The following is a 17134-nucleotide window of genomic DNA, read 5'->3' on the forward strand; positions in this document are numbered from 1 at the left end:
TTCTAAGTGAGATGGTATGAAACCGGCACCGTCGATTCCTCATCGTGACCCTGCGACATTACTGACGCAGATGGTGCAACGTTTGCCGTTGCTGGACGTGCATTTTCGGCGTATCAGCCAGCTGATTTATCAGCGTGCCGGCATTGTGTTGGCGGAGCACAAACGAGAGATGGTTTACAACCGTTTGGTGCGTCGCCTGCGTTTATTGGGCCTGAATGACTTTGGCGACTATCTGGCATTGCTGGAAAGCGACCCAAACAGTGCCGAATGGCAGGCATTTATCAATGCGTTGACCACCAACCTGACGGCCTTTTTCCGCGAAGCGCACCACTTCCCCATTCTGGCGGAGCATGCGCGTCAGCGGCCAAACGGCTATAGCGTGTGGAGTACTGCGGCATCGACGGGGGAAGAGCCCTATTCGATTGCGATCACCCTGAGTGATGTGCTGGGGCAACGTGCCACTGGCTGCCAGGTATGGGCCAGTGACATTGATACCCAGGTATTGGAAAAGGCCGAAGCGGGGGTATATCGACAGGAAGATTTGCGCACCCTGACGCCGACGCAGATGCAGCGTTACTTTTTGCGCGGCACCGGCCCGCATCAGGGACTGGTACGGGTACGACCTGAACTGGCGGGGCGCGTGAACTTCCAGTCACTTAACCTGTTGGCTCCCGAGTGGGCGCTGCCGGGCCAGTTTGACGCTATTTTCTGCCGCAACGTGATGATCTATTTCGATAAGGCGACACAAGAGCGCATTCTGCGCCGCTTTGTACCCTTGCTTAAACCGGGGGGCCTGATGTTTGCCGGTCACTCCGAGAACTTTAGCCAGATCAGCCGGGATTTCTACTTGCGTGGGCAGACCGTGTATGGCCTGACCAAGGAGAGGTAATGAATAAAATCAGAGTATTGTGCGTAGACGATTCGGCACTTATGCGGCAGTTGATGACCGAGATTGTCAACGGTCATTCCGACATGGAGATGGTAGCCAGTGCTCCCGATCCACTGGTTGCTCGCGATCTGATCAAAAAGTTTAATCCACAGGTGCTGACGTTGGACGTCGAAATGCCGCGTATGGATGGGCTCGATTTCCTTGAAAAACTGATGCGGCTGCGCCCGATGCCGGTGGTGATGGTGTCTTCGTTGACCGGTAAAGGTTCGGAAATTACCTTGCGGGCGCTGGAGCTGGGGGCGGTTGATTTCGTGACGAAACCGCAGCTGGGTATTCGCGAAGGCATGCTGGCTTACAGCGAACTGATTGCCGAAAAAATCCGCACGGCGGCCAAGGCGCGGTTACCACAGCGCTCTAACAGCCCGGCACCGGCGATCCTCAGTCATGCTCCCTTGCTCAGCAGCGAAAAGTTAATCGCCATTGGGGCTTCTACCGGGGGAACGGAAGCCATCCGTCAGGTACTGCAACCGCTGCCGGCGACCAGCCCTGCGTTGCTGATCACTCAGCATATGCCACCGGGCTTTACCCGTTCATTTGCCGAACGGTTGAACAAGCTTTGTCAGATCACGGTGAAAGAAGCCGAAGACGGCGAACGCGTGCTGCCGGGTCATGCTTATATCGCGCCGGGTGACCGGCATATGGAGCTATCGCGCAGCGGGGCCAACTACCAGGTGAAGCTGCACGACGGCCCGGCGGTGAATCGCCATCGGCCATCGGTGGACGTGCTATTCCGCTCGGTGGCGCAGTATGCAGGGCGCAATGCGGTGGGGGTGATCCTGACCGGTATGGGTAATGACGGTGCGGCAGGGATGCTGGAAATGCACCGTGCCGGTGCCTATACGCTGGCACAGAACGAAGCCAGTTGCGTGGTCTTCGGAATGCCGCGTGAGGCAATTGCCTCGGGCGGGGTTAATGAAGTGGTGGAACTGGATCGCATGAGTCAGCGCATGCTGGCGCAAATTGCCGGTGGCCAAGCGCTGCGTATTTGATTTTATGCCCTTATTGATAGGGCTATCGCTAATGGCTGCCGTGAGGTGGCTATTGTTTGGAATAATTTAAAAGGTTAGGAATAAAAATGGCAGACAAGAGCCTCAAGTTTCTGGTGGTGGATGACTTTTCCACTATGCGTCGTATCGTCAGAAACTTGTTGAAAGAGTTAGGATTCAACAATGTAGAAGAAGCCGAAGACGGTGCGGATGCGCTGAACAAACTGCGTGCCGGCGATTTCGATTTTGTGGTTTCCGACTGGAACATGCCCAACATGGACGGTCTGGAATTACTGCAAACTATTCGTGCTGACGGTGCGTTGGCGAGTATGCCGGTGCTGATGGTGACGGCAGAAGCCAAAAAAGAAAACATTATCGCGGCGGCTCAGGCTGGCGCCAGCGGTTACGTGGTGAAACCTTTTACGGCGGCAACGCTGGAAGAAAAGCTCAATAAGATCTTTGAAAAACTGGGCATGTAAGGAGAGGGCGATGAGAGACATTCCAATGCCTGCCAGCGATGCGGCAACCGCGGGGGAGATAATCTCCCGCATTGGCCAACTGACACGCATGTTGCGTGACAGCATGCGCGAACTGGGGCTCGATCAGGCGATCGCCCAGGCGGCAGAGGCAATCCCGGATGCACGCGATCGTCTTGATTACGTGGTCACCATGACGGCGCAGGCGGCGGAACGGGCGTTGAACTGCGTTGAGGCGGCTCAGCCGCGTCAGGCGGAGCTGGAGTCAGAGGCTAAAGCCTTAAAGGGCCGCTGGGACGACTGGTTTGCCGATCCCATTGAGTTGGACGACGCACGCGAGTTGGTGACCGACACCCGTCAGTACCTGGAACAGGTGCCAGAGCATACGGCGTTCACTAACGCCCAGTTGCTGGAAATCATGATGGCGCAGGATTTCCAGGATCTGACCGGTCAGGTGATCAAACGCATGATGGACGTGGTGCAGGAGATTGAAAAGCAGCTGTTGATGGTGCTGATGGAAAATATTCCAGAACAGCCGGCGAAAGAGAAAAAGCCGAACGACAGCCTGCTCAATGGCCCGCAGCTCGACCAAAACGGTGCCGGCGTCATTGCCAACCAGGCGCAAGTCGACGATCTGCTCGATAGCCTCGGTTTCTAACGCGCTCAGGGACGCGGCCTGGCTGCGTCCCTGATGTTTTCAGCGACAGGATATGGCCCACTTACCTTCATCCCTCAAATAACCCGTCTTTTTCCCCGCTGTTCCGCCAATGAAATCGGCATTTTTTTGGCATGCTGACCGCAATTTTATTCCCCCCGCACAGGAAGCGCGCCCGTGGCCGAAGACAGCGATCTGGAAAAGAGCGAGGCCCCCACGCCCCACAGGGTGGAGAAGGCGCGCGAAGATGGCCAGATCCCACGCTCACGTGAACTGACATCCGTTCTGATGCTGGTGGCAGGGCTGTCGATCATCTGGGTCTCCGGCGGCAACATGGCGCAACAGCTGGCGGCAATGTTGACGCAGGGCCTGAATTTCGATCACGGCATGGTCAGCAACGACAGGCAGATGTTGCACCAATTGGGCATGCTATTGCGGCAGGCGGTGTGGGCGCTATTACCGATCATGGCGGGGCTGACGCTGGTGGCGCTCACGGCTCCTATGCTGCTGGGCGGCGTGCTGCTAAGCGGTAAATCACTCAAATTTGATTTAAAGCGCATGAACCCGCTGTCGGGGTTGAAACGGATCTTTTCCAGCCAGGTGCTGGCGGAGCTGCTGAAGGGCATCCTGAAGGCGACGTTGGTCGGGTGGATCACCGGTTTATTCTTGTGGCACAACTGGGCAGCGATGCTGCATCTGGTGACGCAACAACCGCTCGATGCATTGGGTAACGCGCTGCACATGATCATCTTTTGCGGCCTGTTGGTTGTGCTTGGGCTGACGCCAATGGTGGCGTTCGATGTGTTTTATCAGCTGTGGAGCCACTTCAAAAAGCTGAAGATGACCAAGCAGGACATCCGTGACGAGTTCAAGGAACAAGAGGGTGATCCGCACGTCAAAGGGCGCATCCGTCAGCAGCAGCGTGCCATCGCTCGCCGACGCATGATGGCGGACGTGCCCAAGGCTGACGTCATCGTCACCAACCCGACGCATTACGCTGTCGCATTGCAGTACAACGACAAAAAGATGAGCGCGCCGAAAGTGCTGGCCAAGGGGGCCGGCGAGATTGCACTGCGCATCCGCGAACTGGGTGCGGAGCACCGCATCCCTATGCTGGAAGCGCCGCCGTTAGCGCGTGCATTGTATCGGCACAGCGAGATTGGACAACACATTCCCGCTACCTTGTATGCCGCCGTGGCCGAAGTTCTGGCCTGGGTTTACCAGCTAAGACGCTGGCGGCGTGAAGGGGGATTGATCCCGAAAAAACCTGAACGTTTACCGGTGCCGGAAGCACTGGATTTTGCTGGAGAAAGTAACTCTGATGGCTAATTTAGCCGCCTTGCTTCGTTTGCCGGGCAGTTTTAAAGATACGCAGTGGCAGGTGCTGGCTGGCCCGATACTGATTCTGATGATCCTGTCGATGATGGTGTTGCCGTTGCCGGCATTTATCCTCGATCTGCTGTTCACCTTCAATATTGCCTTGTCGATCATGGTGCTGCTGGTGGCGATGTTCACCCAGCGTACGCTGGAATTCGCTGCATTCCCCACCATATTGCTGTTCTCGACCTTATTGCGCCTGTCGCTGAACGTCGCCTCGACACGAATCATCCTGATGGAAGGGCACACCGGCTCAGCCGCTGCCGGTCGCGTGGTGGAGGCCTTTGGTCACTTCCTGGTCGGCGGTAACTTCGCCATCGGTATTGTGGTGTTTATCATTTTGGTGTTAATCAACTTTATGGTTATCACCAAGGGTGCCGGGCGTATTGCCGAAGTGGGCGCCCGCTTTGTGCTGGACGGCATGCCGGGTAAGCAAATGGCGATCGACGCCGATCTCAACGCGGGGTTGATCGGTGAAGAGGATGCGAAAAAACGGCGTTCTGAAGTCACACAGGAAGCTGATTTCTACGGCTCGATGGACGGTGCCAGTAAATTTGTGCGTGGCGACGCGGTAGCCGGTTTAATGATCATGGTGTTGAACGTGGTCGGTGGCCTGTTGGTCGGCGTACTTCAGCACGGGATGGAACTGGGCACTGCAGCAGAAACTTACACCTTGCTGACTATCGGTGACGGCCTGGTTGCGCAGATCCCCGCATTGGTTATCTCCACTGCCGCGGGTGTTATCGTCACCCGTGTGGCCACCGATCAGGACGTTGGCGAGCAGATGGTTGGCCAACTGTTCAACAATCCACGCGTCATGTTACTCAGTGCGGCTGTGCTGGGTTTGCTGGGGCTGGTCCCGGGAATGCCGAACCTGGTCTTCCTGCTGTTCACCGCAGGCCTGTTAGGGCTAGCCTGGTGGCTGCGCGGGCGCGATCAGCAAGCGCCGAAGGTGCAAGAAGTGCCGGTAGCGCAGGACAATCCGCAGGCGGTGGAAGCCAGTTGGTCAGACGTACAGCTGGAAGATCCTTTGGGTATGGAGGTCGGTTACCGCCTGATCCCGATGGTGGATTTCCAGCAGAACGGCGAGCTGCTCGGCCGTATCCGCGGTATCCGTAAAAAGTTTGCCCAGGAAATGGGGTACCTGCCGCCGGTCGTGCATATACGCGATAACCTGGAATTGCCCCCTGCGAGCTACCGTATCCTGATGAAAGGGGTCGAAATAGGCAGTGGTGAAGCGCAGCCGGGACGTTGGTTGGCCATCAACCCGGGCAACGCCGTGGGTGAGCTGGCCGGAGACAAAACCACCGATCCTGCCTTTGGCCTGGAAGCCGTATGGATTGACAGTGCGCTGCGCGAACAGGCGCAGATCCAGGGCTTTACCGTGGTTGAGGCCAGTACCGTGGTAGCCACCCACCTTAATCATTTGATTGGTCAGTTCGCCAGCGAGCTGTTTGGTCGACAGGAAACGCAGCAACTGTTGGATCGTGTCGCCCAGGATATCCCTAAACTGACCGAAGATTTTGTGCCCGGTGTGGTGTCGCTGACTACGTTGCATAAGGTGTTGCAGAACCTGCTGGCTGAACGGGTTTCGATCCGCGATATGCGTACCATTATTGAAACCCTGGCGGAGCATGCGCCGTCGCAAACCGATCCTTATGAGTTGACGACCGTGGTGCGCGTTGCATTGGGACGGGCGATAACCCAGCAGTGGTTCCCGGGCAACGGTGAAATTCAGGTTATTGGTTTGGATACTCAACTTGAGCGCTTGTTATTGCAGGCGCTGCAGGGCGGTGGAGGGCTCGAGCCGGGGCTGGCAGATCGTTTACTGGAACAGGCCAGGCAGGCGCTCCAGCGACAGGAAATGCTCAGTGCCCCGCCGGTACTGTTGGTGAACCACGCACTGCGGGCGCTGCTGGCACGCTTCCTGCGCCGCAGTCTGCCGCAGATTGTGGTGCTGTCAAATCTGGAAATTAATGACGATCGACAAATCCGTATGACGTCCACGATAGGGGCAGCTTAATGAAACGGCTTTTGGCGCTGATTTGCCTGCTGGCGCCGATGAGCGTACAGGCGATATCCGGTTCCTGGGTGGCCGACAGTGTCGGCGCCACGCTGGAATACGGGGGTGAGCGGGGGGAATCGCCAGGGCTACGTGCGCCTAATGCGTTACCGGACGGGAATGCGCGTATCACCAGCGTCAGTTGGCGCTACCAACTGCTGGCTGGCGAACCGGCGGGCATGCAAGCACAGCTCTGCACCTTAACCCGCTGTATTGTGCTGGGCGGCGGCAGCGGTAGCAGCAGCGGGTTACAGGGCGAACCGGCCAACGCCGAGCTGCGCTTTGTTTATTACGTGCAGGCGCGCGGTAGCCTAAACCCGCCACTGCGCGTGATAAGCAATCAGGTGATTGTTAATTACGAATGACGGATTAGGCAAGGATTGCCAGCCCGTTGTGTTCGACCAGCGAAAGTAGCTTCATTGCGGCGGAATTTGGAACAGCTTCACCGCGCTCCCATTTTTGCACCGCTTTTTTGCTGACGTTCAGGTGCAAGGCAAACACCGGTTGACTGACGTTTTCGCGCTCGCGCAGGGCGCGGATGTCGGCAGCGGTGTACTGTTTTACCGGGCGTAAACACAGCATGTTGAAGGTTCGCATAGTGACATCGTCGACAAAACCCGACTGATGCAGTTCCTGAACCTCTTGATGGATCTCAGCAAGGATTTTGCTCATAGGTCAGTCTCCTCAACTTCTTGTCATTAACCAACGGATAAAGCCTGAAGGGCGAGAAATCCAGATAGAGTGCAGCCAGACACTGCAACCCGGCGAGCTCATCATTAGCGATATTGTTCTTTTCATTTTTGGCAAACCCCCGCATGAAAAACAGGCGTTCTTCATCCCGAAAAGCGATAAGCACTCGGTAACCGCCGCGTTTTCCACCCCCGGCTCTGGCAACGCGTTTTTTATACACGCAACTGCCCAAATTGGCATCGTACAGTTTGTTTTGTATTTCACGAGCGGCCTTAATCACCGTAGCGTCGCTGATACGTTCATGAGCGGCGAATGCCTGAAACGTTTTGGTGAGATAAATATCGGCTATCCATCCTCCCTGTGAAATTATACCCTTTAAGGGTATAGATAAAGTAATTTGAAAACCAACACAGGGTGAGGGAAGGCGTTGGGAAGGTAAAAGTCCAAATGCCGGCATTGCGCAGCACTCTGCAAATAAAAAGCGGCTAATAAGATAGGGTGAGAATAAGAGTGCGAGTGCGATCGCAATAGAAGCAGAGCACCCGGTTGAAGGGCAACCGGGTGGCATCTCGTAGGTCAAACGCCGATTTTTCGGCCTAGCAGGCTGGTGTTGCGTGACTGGCCATCCGGGCCGTAAAGCGATTTATTTTGCTTGCCGAGGATCGCCAACGCCTGGGTGTTGTGGTCGATCTGCTGATTGAGCAACATACCGTTATGCTGGTTTTTATCGCGCAGCTGTTGGCTGAGCCTCTGTACGTGTTGCCATGCCTCTGCCAGGGACGGATGTGCAGAATAAGGGGCCTGCTGCCCTTGTGCACTTTCCTGGCGTAGCCGTTGCTGTTCCAAATAGTTTACCGTGGCCAATAACTGGCTCTTCGCATCGGTCGCGCGTTGCAACGCCACACCCGGTAATTGGCCTGAGCAGAGCAAATCATGTTCTTCCGTCAGCACTGTATCCAGCGCATTCAGGGTTTCCAGCAGCTTATTGATCAATTGCGCCAGATTATCCATTGCAAATAGTCACCTTTCAAAGAGTCCCTGAGTCTTAATCTGGCGGCAATGCCCGATTAAGCCTCTGGCGTTGGGCTGCCGTTTGACATCCACTGCGCGTCGTTTTGCACGTCTTGCAGCAGCGCATCGGCAATTTTGCCCGCATCCATTTTCAGCTCGCCGTTACGGATCGCCTGTTTAATGGCATCCACTCGGTTCATATCAATATCTTGCGTGCCCGGTTGCATTAATCGCGCTTGCGCGTCGCTCAATTTAACCTGGGTGCCGCTGACGGTGCTTTCTGTCTGTGCGGCCTTGCGCGGCTGAAGTGGATTTTCAGCTGGCGTTTCACGCGGTTGCACCGTCGGAACGGGGTGCAGCCGTTGGGTGCGATCGATACTCATGGTCAATCTCCATCGTTGCCGTCGCCGCGCAGGCAATGGCTGATATTTTTTTGCGGCCCTGGCGGCCAATAAAATACTGCTTATGTTTTTCTTATCGGCAGGTTTTAAGAAACCTTTATACCCGTCATGCTTGAAGTTGCATCTTTGTTGACTGCATTGAGACAACGCCCATGATCTTGGGGAGACATTTTTATAATGTGATGCGGATAGTGCCGTCGTCACCGGCAATACCACTGACAATTTGCCCGGAAGCCATGCGAACGCGGATGCTGTCTTCAGCGGCAGCATTGTTCATCGCCTTGCCCGAACCCGTGATATTAAATCCGCTTCCTTGTGCCGTCACCTGAACTGACTGACCGGCCTTGATCACCCAGGCCCGGCGTAACATCGCGAAGGTCAGCGGTTGGCCAGGGCTGATATTACGCAGGCTGATGGCCCCGAGGGCCTTGCCGGGTTCGCTCAATGTCCGTGGGGGCAGTGTGTCGAGCCGCCCACTTTTCAGCGTGATGTCCGCCGCCGTAAGCTGGCGACCTGCACTGATGCCGCGCGCCGACACCAGGTATTTCCCGATCACCTGAACCTGCGTCTGGATAAAACGCCGTTCCTGCCCACAGCGCGCCGAGACGCTGATATTACCCCATCTGCGCGCACTCTGCGGCAGAGAAAGCTGCGGAAATTCGCACTGTGGCCACTGGGATGGTGGCGTGCGCACCAACACCTTGACCTGCACCGGACTGCCACTGAACTGGCTGCTGATGAAGCGATCGATCTGCATCGCCAGATCGTCGGCGTGCGCGTTCATGCTGAACATCAGCAGGGCAAACAGCCGCATTTTACCTTTCATCATCGCTTCCTCAATAGCCATCAGGGTGCGCGTAAGTGTACCCGGACTGCGCGCAGGCTAAGCAGATAAATAGCGACGCATTTTGCTCTTATTCCCACGATAGGCTGGCGGAAGGGACGTTTATGCTGTCGGCTCCAAATTCTAACCTCGCGGAGGGAGCATGATCGACAAACTGGACGCTGCTCTGCGCTTTGGTCAAGAGGCGCTGAACCTGCGCGCCCAGCGGCAGGAAATTCTGGCCGCCAACATCGCCAACGCAGACACACCGGGCTATCAGGCGCGGGATATCGATTTCGCCAGCCAACTGAATAAGGTGCTGGAACAGGGCCGCGTCAGCGGCAGTGGTATTGCGCTGAATATGACGTCCGCACGCCACATCCCGGCGCAGAACATGCAGCCACCGCAACTCGATCTGCTGTTCCGCGTACCGGATCAACCGTCGATGGACGGCAATACGGTGGACATGGATCGTGAGCGCACCAATTTCGCCGATAACAGCCTGAAATATCAGACCGATCTGACGTTAATTAACGGTCAGATCAAAGGGATGATGTCGGTGCTGCAATAAGGATAAGGTTCATGTCATTACTGAATATATTTGATATCTCAGGCTCTGCGCTGTCCGCACAGTCGCAGCGCATGAACGTCAGTGCCAGCAACATGGCCAACGCCGACAGTGTGACCGGCCCGGACGGTCAACCCTACCGTGCCAAACAGGTTGTGTTCGAAGTGGCGGCCGCACCTGGGCAGCCAACGGGCGGTGTGCGAGTGGCACAAGTGGTGGATGACCCCGCACCGGAGCGCATGGTGTATCAGCCCGGTAATCCGCTGGCCGATGCCAAGGGTTACGTACGTATGCCGAACGTCGACGTGGTAGGCGAGATGGTCAACACCATTTCTGCCTCCCGGAGTTATCAGGCCAACGTCGAGGTGCTTAACACCACCAAGTCGATGATGATGAAAACCCTGACGTTGGGTCAATAACCGGAGATCACCATGGCTATTGCCGCAACGACGAATGAAACGCTGGATAACACCGTTATCGGGGCTAACAGCAAAACCACCAACAGCCAGGATCTGAACAACAGCTTCTTGACACTGCTGGTGGCGCAGCTGAAGAACCAGGATCCCACCAACCCGATGCAGAACAATGAACTGACCAGCCAGTTGGCACAGATCAATACCGTTCAGGGCATCGAGAAACTCAACACCACACTGGGGTCGATCTCCGGGCAGATCAACAGCAACCAGTCTCTGCAGGCCACTGCGTTGATCGGCCATGGCGTGATGGTCCCCGGCAGCAACATTCTGGCCGGCAGCAAAGAGGGCAAGGTCAGCACCACGCCATTTGGCGTTGAGTTGGAACGTGCCGCAGACCAGGTCACCGCGACCATCACCAATGCTAACGGACAAGTGGTACGTACCATTGAGATCGGCGGTCTGACCGCCGGCGTGCATTCGTTCACATGGAATGGCTCGTTGGATGACGGCAGTGCCGCGCCCGACGGTGCCTACAAAGTGGCGATCAACGCCAAGGGCAATGGCGAACAGCTGGTGGCCCGCAGCCTGCATTTTGGCATGGTCAAGGGCGTAATCCGCGATGGCAACGGTGCCAAGCTGGATCTTGGTCTGGCGGGTAGCGCCACACTGGAAGATGTTCGACAGATCTTATAGCACAACAATGTATTTCACTCGGTTATACCCAAAATAATTCGGGTCGCAGGGGCGGCCACTGAACGATTCCCGATGCGCTTCCTCAGGTAGCCGATTCGGGTGAGTCAAGGCGGTCTGCACACCTGCAGCTTGAAGTATGACGGGTATGGATGCCTAAACACTATTCGGAGAATGACATGGCCTTTTCTCAGGCAGTAAGCGGCTTAAACGCGGCAGCAACCAACCTGGACGTGATTGGTAACAACATCGCCAACTCTGCCACTTCCGGCTTTAAATCTGGCAGCGTTTCTTTTGCCGACATGTTTGCTGGGTCGCAGGTTGGGCTGGGCGTTAAGGTGTCCGGTATCACCCAGAACTTTAAGGGCGGCACCACCACCGGTACGAGCCGTGCGCTGGACGTGGCCATCACCGGCAACGGTTTCTTCCGCATGCAGGACAAGGATGGCGGTATCTTCTACACCCGCAACGGCCAGTTCAAACTGGATGAAAACCGTAACCTGACCAACATGCAAGGTCTGCAACTGACGGGCTACCCGGCAGCCGGTACGCCACCGACCATTCAGCAGGGCGCTAACCCGGTGCCGCTGAGCATTCCTGAAGGCATGATGAACGCCAAGGCTTCTTCCTCTGGTTCTATGGTGGCTAACCTGAAGTCCACGCATAAAGTGCCGGAAAACAAAACGTTCGATCCGACCAAGCAGGACTCCTACAACTACGTCAACACCATCACCGCTTATGATTCACTCGGCAATGCACACAACATCAATGCTTACTTTGTGAAGACCGACGATAACAAGTGGCAGGTCTATACCCAGGACGGCAGCGAGAAACCGGTGGATGCAGGGACGATGCAGTTCAGCACCAGCGGTAATCTGGTCAGCACCACCAGTACCCAGGGTGCAGTGGGTGATTTCAGCATGTTGATCCCGATGGGCAGCAAAGACGGTGCCCCGGCGCAGAACTTCACGCTGAGTTTTGCCGGCAGTATGCAACAGAACGTTAGCAGCGACTCGGTGAGCAAAGTCTCGCAGGACGGCTACGCGGCAGGTGAATACACCAACTTCCAGATTAACAACGACGGTACGGTCGTGGGGATCTACTCCAACCAGCAGACGCAGGTACTGGGGCAGATCGTGATGGCTAACTTCTCCAACCCGGAAGGCCTGGCTTCTCAGGGCGATAACGTGTGGCAAGAAACCGGCGCGTCAGGTCAACCGCGCGTGGGTCTGGCAGGCGGCGGCGGGCTTGGCAAATTGGCCAGCGGTGCGCTGGAGTCGTCCAACGTCGATCTTAGCCAGGAGCTGGTGAATATGATTGTTGCCCAGCGCAACTATCAGTCGAATGCTCAGACCATCAAGACGCAGGACTCCATCCTGCAAACGCTGGTTAGCCTGCGCTAATAGGATTGAGTTATGGATCACGCGATTTATACCGCGATGGGTGCGGCACGGCAGACGCTGGACCAGCAGGCGGTCACCGCCAATAACTTGGCCAACGCCTCGACGCCGGGTTTTCGTGCCCAGTTGTCGGCGCTGCGCGCGGTGCCGGTAGACGGCCCGAGCCTGGCGACGCGTACATTGGTAACGGCTTCCACACCGGGTGCTGACATGAGCCAAGGGGCGCTGAACTACACCGCGCGTCCGCTGGACGTTGCGCTGCAGCAGGACGGTTTTTTGGCCGTAAGCCTGCCGGACGGCAGTGAAGCCTACACCCGTAACGGCAATATTCAGATCTCCCCCACCGGGCAACTGACGGTGCAGGGCGTGCCCCTGATGGGCGACGGCGGGCCGATCGAGGTACCGCCTTCGTCGGAGATCACTATCGCCGCAGACGGCACTATCTCGGCGCTGAACGCGGGCGACCCGCCGAACAGCATCGCTCAGATCGGCCGACTGAAACTGGTGAAGGCCGATGCGCGTGAAGTGATGCGCGGCGATGACGGCCTGTTTCGTTTGACGCCGGAAACCCAGCAGCAGCGTGGCAATCAGTTGCCGAACGACCCGCTGGTGCAGGTGATGCCGGGCGTGCTGGAAGGCAGTAACGTCAAACCGATGGAAACCATGGTCGATATGATCGCCAACGCCCGTCGTTTTGAGATGCAGATGAAGGTCATCCACAGCGTGGATGAAAATGAACAGCGCGCCAACTCGTTGTTATCAATGAGTTAATAAGCAAGGAAATAACCCATGATCCCATCTTTATGGATTGCCAAAACCGGTCTGGATGCGCAGCAGACCAATATGGACGTGATTGCCAACAACCTGGCTAACGTCAGTACCAACGGCTTTAAGCGTCAGCGCGCGGTGTTCGAAGATCTGCTGTACCAGACCATGCGTCAACCGGGGGCACAGTCCTCCGAGCAGACGACGTTACCGTCCGGGTTGCAGATCGGTACCGGCGTTCGTCCGGTGGCGACCGAACGTCTGCACAGCCAGGGCAACCTGTCGCAGACCAACAACAGCAAGGACATCGCCATCAAGGGGCAGGGTTTTTTCCAGGTGATGATGCCGGACGGCACCCTGGCTTATACCCGTGATGGTTCGTTCCAGAGAGATCAGAACGGACAATTGGTGACGGCCAGTGGCTTCCAGGTGCAACCGGCGATCACCATTCCGGCCAATGCCTTGAGTATTACCGTAGGCCGTGACGGTATCGTCAGCGCCACCCTGCAGGGGCAAACCGCCGCCCAGCAGGTAGGCCAACTGACACTGACCACCTTTATCAATGACAGCGGCCTGGAAAGCATGGGTGAGAACCTGTATCAGGAAACCGAAAGTTCCGGTGCGCCGAACGAGAGCACGCCCGGATTAAACGGTGCCGGTCTGCTGTATCAGGGGTACGTGGAAACCTCTAACGTCAACGTGGCGGAAGAGTTGGTCAATATGATCCAGACCCAGCGTGCCTATGAGATCAACAGCAAAGCGGTATCGACTTCCGATCAGATGCTGCAAAAACTGACGCAACTGTAATTGACGGGCGCTGTTGCGCCCGTAACCCTATTTTGTGAAACAAAGGCGATACCCGTGGTAACCACATATCTGATGGAAAAGCAGCCGCAAGGAAAACGCTGGCTGGCGGCAATGGCGATGCTGACGCTGAGCGGCTGCGCTTACATTCCACATAAACCCCTGGTGGACGGTGCTACCACGGCGCAGCCAGCACCGGCGGGTGCGCCCGTGCCGAACGGCTCTATTTTCCAGACGGTGCAGCCGATGAACTACGGTTATCAGCCACTGTTTGAAGACCGTCGTCCGCGCAACATCGGCGATACCTTGACCATCGTGCTGCAAGAAAACGTCAGTGCCAGCAAAAGCTCCTCCGCCAACGCCAGTCGCAACGGCGCCAGCAAATTCGGCGTTGCCACATCACCGCGTTACCTGGACGGCCTGCTGGGCAACGCGCGTGCCGATATGGATATTTCCGGCGACAGCACCTTTGGTGGCAAGGGCGGGGCCAACGCCAATAATACCTTCAGCGGTACCATTACCGTGACGGTCAACCAGGTCTTGGTCAACGGCAATCTGCACGTGGTAGGGGAAAAACAGATCGCCATCAATCAGGGCACCGAGTTCATTCGTTTTTCCGGGGTGGTCAACCCGCGCACGATCAGCGGCAGTAACTCGGTTACCTCCACCCAGGTGGCGGACGCACGTATTGAATACGTCGGCAACGGCTATATCAACGAGGCGCAGACCATGGGCTGGTTGCAGCGCTTCTTCTTAAATGTCTCTCCGTTTTGAGTACAGGCTATTTTACGTGCCATTTTGAGGTTGGGCAGTGCTCGGGGCCGTCACGTACCGCGTGTATGCTCCGCTCCCTGCGCGCTGTCAGCCCTCAAACTGCCTGCGACAATAACGCCTTGTGGCTAAGGTGAATGAGGTTCCAATGTTAAAGAAATTTCTAATGGTGCTGGTGATGGGCGCGCTGAGCCTGCCGGCCGCGGCGGAGCGCATTCGCGATCTGGTTACGGTGCAGGGGGTTCGTGATAACGCCCTGATTGGTTACGGGTTGGTGGTCGGGCTGGACGGATCTGGCGACCAGACCATGCAGACACCGTTCACGACCCAGAGCCTGAGCAACATGCTGTCGCAACTGGGTATCACCGTGCCGCCGGGCACCAATATGCAGTTGAAAAATGTGGCGGCCGTTATGGTCACCGCCAAGCTGCCGCCGTTTTCACGTACGGGTCAGAATATTGACGTGGTGGTGTCCTCAATGGGCAACGCTAAAAGCCTGCGTGGCGGCACCTTGCTGATGACGCCGCTGAAAGGGGTAGATAATCAGGTCTACGCATTGGCGCAGGGCAACGTGCTGGTCGGGGGGGCTGGCGCGTCGGCCGGTGGGAGCAGCGTGCAAGTCAACCAACTGGCGGGTGGCCGCATCAGCAATGGCGCGACCATTGAACGAGAGCTGCCGACCACCTTCGGTGCCGGTGGCGTGATTAACCTGCAACTGAATGATGAAGACTTTACGCTGGCGCAGCAAATCAGCGACGCCATCAACCGCCAGCGTGGGGGCGGAACGGCTTCACCGCTGGATGCCCGTACGATCCAGGTGCTGGTGCCGCAGGGCAACAGCTCACAAGTCCGCTTCCTGGCCGAAATCCAGAACATTAGCGTCAGCGTGGGGGCGATTGACGCCAAGGTGATTATCAACTCACGAACCGGTTCTGTCGTAATGAACCGCGACGTAATCCTGGATTCTTGTGCCGTCGCGCAGGGCAACTTGTCAGTGGTGGTCGATCGACAAAATACCGTCAGCCAGCCAACGACGCCGTTTGGCGGCGGGCAGACGGTAGTGACGCCAAATACCCAGATCTCTGTGCAACAGCAGGGGGGCTCGCTGCAAAAGGTGAATGCCAGCGCTAATTTGAACAACGTGATCCGTGCGCTGAATGCGCTGGGTGCGACACCGAACGATTTGATGTCGATCCTGCAGGCGATGCAAAGTGCCGGTTGTTTACGCGCCAAGCTGGAAATCATCTGATGGCTGGGGATTTGATGGCGATATCGGGCGCGGCCTATGACGCCCAGACGCTAAACGGCTTGAAGCGTGATGCGGCGGCGGATCCGCAAGGCAACCTGAAACAGGTAGCGCAGCAGGTTGAAGGCATGTTCGTGCAGATGATGCTAAAGAGCATGCGCGCCGCGCTCCCGCAGGATGGCGCGCTAAGCAGCGATCAAACGCGGCTGTACACCTCAATGTACGACCAGCAGATTGCCCAGCAGATGTCGCAGAAAGGCCTGGGGCTGGCCGACATGATGGTCAAGCAGATGGGCAATGCCAATGCTGTGCCGAGTGAAACCGCAGGCCTGTCGCCGATGGCGTTGGACAACGAGGTGCTGCAAGCGCTGCCAAATCAGGCGCTGGAGCAGATGATCCGCCGTGCGGTGCCGAAGGCCCCCTCGGCGGCACCAATGACGCTCAATAACGGCAACTTTGTTGCTCGACTGTCTATCCCGGCACGGGTCGCCAGTCAGCAGAGCGGTATTCCGCATCAGCTGATTGTCGCGCAGGCCGCGCTGGAATCAGGTTGGGGGCAACGCGAGATCCCGACCGCCGAAGGGGCACCGAGTTATAACCTGTTCGGCATCAAGGCAGGCGGGAGTTGGGACGGTCCGGTGACCGAAATCACCACGACCGAGTTTGAACAGGGGGCAGCGAAGAAGATCAAGGCGAAATTCCGCGTTTACGGGTCTTACGTCGAGGCGATGGCCGACTACGTCAAACTGCTGACGAATAATCCGCGCTACGCCGACGTGGCCAATGCCCGCAGTCCTGAACAGGCGGCGCATGCATTGCAACGGGCCGGGTATGCCACCGATCCTCAATACGCCAACAAGTTGGTCAGTGTGATTCAGCAAATGAAAAACACGGGTGAGCAGGTGATAAAAGCCTATACCCATGACTTGAAGGACCTGTTCTAAATCCCCCTTCATTCCTGACGCGATAACGGTGTGGGGTGAAGGTGCTATTCGGCCCATTCGTGGGCCTTACTCCTGACGGACCAGTGCAGGCCGGTGGGTT

At 56.9% G+C, this 17134-nt stretch carries 21 protein-coding genes; 16 read left to right on the forward strand and 5 right to left on the reverse strand.

Annotated features, from left to right (window positions below; translation table 11 throughout):
- The first annotated feature begins 16 nt into the window (after positions 1-16).
- From cheR to AC2FC2_RS19670, 7 genes are all read left to right on the forward strand, one after another.
- A complete protein-coding gene (gene cheR / locus AC2FC2_RS19640) occupies positions 17-889 on the forward strand; it encodes a protein-glutamate O-methyltransferase CheR (protein WP_037418939.1) in 873 nt (290 codons plus the stop codon).
- Positions 889-1938: a protein-glutamate methylesterase/protein-glutamine glutaminase gene (locus tag AC2FC2_RS19645; RefSeq protein ID WP_209635595.1), complete on the forward strand. Its 1050-nt coding sequence runs from the start codon at positions 889-891 to the stop codon at positions 1936-1938. Before cheR ends, AC2FC2_RS19645 begins: the two co-directional genes overlap by 1 nt.
- Before the next feature lie 86 nt (positions 1939-2024).
- On the forward strand, positions 2025-2414 hold the full coding sequence (gene cheY / locus AC2FC2_RS19650) for a chemotaxis response regulator CheY (protein WP_012145701.1): 390 nt from the start codon (positions 2025-2027) through the stop codon (positions 2412-2414).
- Between the two features lie 10 nt (positions 2415-2424).
- Positions 2425-3069: a protein phosphatase CheZ gene (gene cheZ / locus AC2FC2_RS19655; RefSeq protein WP_037418947.1), complete on the forward strand. Its 645-nt coding sequence runs from the start codon at positions 2425-2427 to the stop codon at positions 3067-3069.
- 174 nt (positions 3070-3243) lie between these two features.
- Positions 3244-4395 carry a flagellar biosynthesis protein FlhB gene (gene flhB / locus AC2FC2_RS19660; protein WP_209635593.1) on the forward strand — a complete coding sequence of 384 codons (1152 nt, stop codon included), beginning with the start codon at positions 3244-3246 and terminating at the stop codon, positions 4393-4395.
- The gene (gene flhA, locus AC2FC2_RS19665; RefSeq protein ID WP_265553892.1) at positions 4388-6466 is read left to right on the forward strand and encodes a flagellar biosynthesis protein FlhA; all 2079 of its coding nucleotides are present in this window, start codon (positions 4388-4390) and stop codon (positions 6464-6466) included. The genes flhB and flhA overlap by 8 nt, the downstream gene beginning before the upstream one ends.
- Positions 6466-6870, forward strand: coding sequence for a flagellar protein FlhE (locus tag AC2FC2_RS19670; protein ID WP_209635589.1), 405 nt, complete (start codon positions 6466-6468; stop codon positions 6868-6870). The genes flhA and AC2FC2_RS19670 overlap by 1 nt, the downstream gene beginning before the upstream one ends.
- Positions 6871-6874: 4 nt before the next feature.
- On the opposite strand, the gene AC2FC2_RS19675 is transcribed toward AC2FC2_RS19670, so the two are convergent.
- The 5 genes from AC2FC2_RS19675 to flgA all read right to left on the reverse strand — a co-directional run bounded on the left by AC2FC2_RS19675 (position 6875) and on the right by flgA (position 9433).
- Entirely contained in the window at positions 6875-7177 is a 303-nt protein-coding gene (locus AC2FC2_RS19675; protein ID WP_209635587.1) for a helix-turn-helix domain-containing protein, read from the reverse strand.
- Positions 7158-7652 carry a type II toxin-antitoxin system RelE/ParE family toxin gene (locus AC2FC2_RS19680; RefSeq protein ID WP_490659753.1) on the reverse strand — a complete coding sequence of 165 codons (495 nt, stop codon included), beginning with the start codon at positions 7650-7652 and terminating at the stop codon, positions 7158-7160. Before AC2FC2_RS19680 ends, AC2FC2_RS19675 begins: the two co-directional genes overlap by 20 nt.
- 119 nt (positions 7653-7771) lie before the next feature.
- Entirely contained in the window at positions 7772-8206 is a 435-nt protein-coding gene (locus AC2FC2_RS19685; protein ID WP_490659754.1) for a flagella synthesis protein FlgN, read from the reverse strand.
- Between the two features lie 56 nt (positions 8207-8262).
- Positions 8263-8589: a flagellar biosynthesis anti-sigma factor FlgM gene (flgM, locus tag AC2FC2_RS19690; RefSeq protein WP_209635583.1), complete on the reverse strand. Its 327-nt coding sequence runs from the start codon at positions 8587-8589 to the stop codon at positions 8263-8265.
- Positions 8590-8779: 190 nt separating this feature from the next.
- Entirely contained in the window at positions 8780-9433 is a 654-nt protein-coding gene (gene flgA, locus AC2FC2_RS19695; protein WP_490659755.1) for a flagellar basal body P-ring formation chaperone FlgA, read from the reverse strand.
- A 160-nt stretch (positions 9434-9593) separates the two neighbouring features.
- On the opposite strand from flgA, the gene flgB reads away from it, so the two are divergent.
- From flgB to flgJ, 9 genes are all read left to right on the forward strand, one after another.
- Positions 9594-10001 (forward strand): flagellar basal body rod protein FlgB, encoded by a 408-nt coding sequence (gene flgB / locus AC2FC2_RS19700; RefSeq protein WP_209635578.1) that lies wholly within the window; start codon positions 9594-9596, stop codon positions 9999-10001.
- A gap of 11 nt (positions 10002-10012) precedes the next feature.
- Positions 10013-10417 carry a flagellar basal body rod protein FlgC gene (gene flgC / locus AC2FC2_RS19705; protein ID WP_037418983.1) on the forward strand — a complete coding sequence of 135 codons (405 nt, stop codon included), beginning with the start codon at positions 10013-10015 and terminating at the stop codon, positions 10415-10417.
- A 12-nt stretch (positions 10418-10429) separates the two neighbouring features.
- Positions 10430-11107, forward strand: a complete 678-nt coding sequence (gene flgD / locus AC2FC2_RS19710; RefSeq protein WP_490659756.1) for a flagellar hook assembly protein FlgD — start codon at positions 10430-10432, stop codon at positions 11105-11107.
- 176 nt (positions 11108-11283) lie between these two features.
- On the forward strand, positions 11284-12507 hold the full coding sequence (gene flgE / locus AC2FC2_RS19715) for a flagellar hook protein FlgE (RefSeq protein ID WP_209635574.1): 1224 nt from the start codon (positions 11284-11286) through the stop codon (positions 12505-12507).
- A 12-nt stretch (positions 12508-12519) separates the two neighbouring features.
- Positions 12520-13275 carry a flagellar basal body rod protein FlgF gene (locus AC2FC2_RS19720; protein WP_490659757.1) on the forward strand — a complete coding sequence of 252 codons (756 nt, stop codon included), beginning with the start codon at positions 12520-12522 and terminating at the stop codon, positions 13273-13275.
- An 18-nt stretch (positions 13276-13293) separates the two neighbouring features.
- A complete protein-coding gene (gene flgG, locus AC2FC2_RS19725) occupies positions 13294-14076 on the forward strand; it encodes a flagellar basal-body rod protein FlgG (RefSeq protein ID WP_020827517.1) in 783 nt (260 codons plus the stop codon).
- A 72-nt stretch (positions 14077-14148) separates the two neighbouring features.
- Positions 14149-14847: a flagellar basal body L-ring protein FlgH gene (gene flgH, locus AC2FC2_RS19730; protein ID WP_209636127.1), complete on the forward strand. Its 699-nt coding sequence runs from the start codon at positions 14149-14151 to the stop codon at positions 14845-14847.
- A gap of 145 nt (positions 14848-14992) precedes the next feature.
- The gene (locus AC2FC2_RS19735) at positions 14993-16093 is read left to right on the forward strand and encodes a flagellar basal body P-ring protein FlgI (RefSeq protein ID WP_209635570.1); all 1101 of its coding nucleotides are present in this window, start codon (positions 14993-14995) and stop codon (positions 16091-16093) included.
- Positions 16093-17034, forward strand: a complete 942-nt coding sequence (gene flgJ, locus AC2FC2_RS19740; RefSeq protein ID WP_490659758.1) for a flagellar assembly peptidoglycan hydrolase FlgJ — start codon at positions 16093-16095, stop codon at positions 17032-17034. The genes AC2FC2_RS19735 and flgJ overlap by 1 nt, the downstream gene beginning before the upstream one ends.
- Positions 17035-17134: the final 100 nt, after the last annotated feature.

This window comes from Serratia sp. CoH_122_TC_1 (assembly GCF_058191755.1).

Bases quoted from the DNA above. Each gene is read 5' to 3' on its own strand.
- AC2FC2_RS19670 (WP_209635589.1), top strand. From the start codon at position 6,466: ATGAAACGGCTTTTGGCGCTGATTTGCCTGCTGGCGCCGATGAGCGTA.
- AC2FC2_RS19675 (WP_209635587.1), bottom strand. From the start codon at position 7,177: ATGAGCAAAATCCTTGCTGAGATCCATCAAGAGGTTCAGGAACTGCAT.
- cheZ (WP_037418947.1), top strand. From the start codon at position 2,425: ATGAGAGACATTCCAATGCCTGCCAGCGATGCGGCAACCGCGGGGGAG.
- flgM (WP_209635583.1), bottom strand. From the start codon at position 8,589: ATGAGTATCGATCGCACCCAACGGCTGCACCCCGTTCCGACGGTGCAA.
- cheR (WP_037418939.1), top strand. From the start codon at position 17: ATGAAACCGGCACCGTCGATTCCTCATCGTGACCCTGCGACATTACTG.
- flgH (WP_209636127.1), top strand. From the start codon at position 14,149: ATGGAAAAGCAGCCGCAAGGAAAACGCTGGCTGGCGGCAATGGCGATG.
- AC2FC2_RS19680 (WP_490659753.1), bottom strand. From the start codon at position 7,652: ATGCCGGCATTTGGACTTTTACCTTCCCAACGCCTTCCCTCACCCTGT.
- flgD (WP_490659756.1), top strand. From the start codon at position 10,430: ATGGCTATTGCCGCAACGACGAATGAAACGCTGGATAACACCGTTATC.
- AC2FC2_RS19645 (WP_209635595.1), top strand. From the start codon at position 889: ATGAATAAAATCAGAGTATTGTGCGTAGACGATTCGGCACTTATGCGG.
- flhA (WP_265553892.1), top strand. From the start codon at position 4,388: ATGGCTAATTTAGCCGCCTTGCTTCGTTTGCCGGGCAGTTTTAAAGAT.
- cheY (WP_012145701.1), top strand. From the start codon at position 2,025: ATGGCAGACAAGAGCCTCAAGTTTCTGGTGGTGGATGACTTTTCCACT.
- flgC (WP_037418983.1), top strand. From the start codon at position 10,013: ATGTCATTACTGAATATATTTGATATCTCAGGCTCTGCGCTGTCCGCA.
- AC2FC2_RS19720 (WP_490659757.1), top strand. From the start codon at position 12,520: ATGGATCACGCGATTTATACCGCGATGGGTGCGGCACGGCAGACGCTG.
- flgJ (WP_490659758.1), top strand. From the start codon at position 16,093: ATGGCTGGGGATTTGATGGCGATATCGGGCGCGGCCTATGACGCCCAG.
- flgB (WP_209635578.1), top strand. From the start codon at position 9,594: ATGATCGACAAACTGGACGCTGCTCTGCGCTTTGGTCAAGAGGCGCTG.
- flgE (WP_209635574.1), top strand. From the start codon at position 11,284: ATGGCCTTTTCTCAGGCAGTAAGCGGCTTAAACGCGGCAGCAACCAAC.
- AC2FC2_RS19735 (WP_209635570.1), top strand. From the start codon at position 14,993: ATGTTAAAGAAATTTCTAATGGTGCTGGTGATGGGCGCGCTGAGCCTG.
- flgG (WP_020827517.1), top strand. From the start codon at position 13,294: ATGATCCCATCTTTATGGATTGCCAAAACCGGTCTGGATGCGCAGCAG.
- AC2FC2_RS19685 (WP_490659754.1), bottom strand. From the start codon at position 8,206: ATGGATAATCTGGCGCAATTGATCAATAAGCTGCTGGAAACCCTGAAT.
- flgA (WP_490659755.1), bottom strand. From the start codon at position 9,433: ATGAAAGGTAAAATGCGGCTGTTTGCCCTGCTGATGTTCAGCATGAAC.